This is a genomic window from Pseudomonas sp. SIMBA_067 (assembly GCF_046534675.1).
In the GTDB taxonomy this organism is placed as follows: Bacteria; Pseudomonadota; Gammaproteobacteria; order Pseudomonadales; family Pseudomonadaceae; genus Aquipseudomonas; species Aquipseudomonas putida.
The window spans coordinates 1-229 of record NZ_JAWRYH010001535.1; the positions used below are offsets into that span (position 1 = coordinate 1).

A 229-nucleotide genomic window follows, 5' to 3' on the forward strand; every position below is an offset into this window, starting at 1 on the left:
GAGCCACGGCGACAAGGTTACCCAGATGCCGGGCAACTTCCACGTGCTGGCCAGCACCCCAAGCTGCCCGATCGCCGGCATGTTCGACGATTCCCGTGGCTATTACGGCGTGCAGTTCCACCCGGAAGTGACCCACACCAAGCAAGGTGGTCGCATCCTCTCGCGCTTCGTCCAGGACATCTGCGGTTGCGAAGCCCTGTGGACCCCGTCCAACATCGTCGAAGACGCC

General features: G+C 63.3%; 1 protein-coding gene. It reads left to right on the forward strand.

What is annotated here, in order from left to right:
• Positions 1 to 229, forward strand: a 229-nt coding sequence (locus SB765_RS34590; RefSeq protein ID WP_410933152.1) for a glutamine amidotransferase-related protein, incomplete at both ends; no start/stop codon positions are given.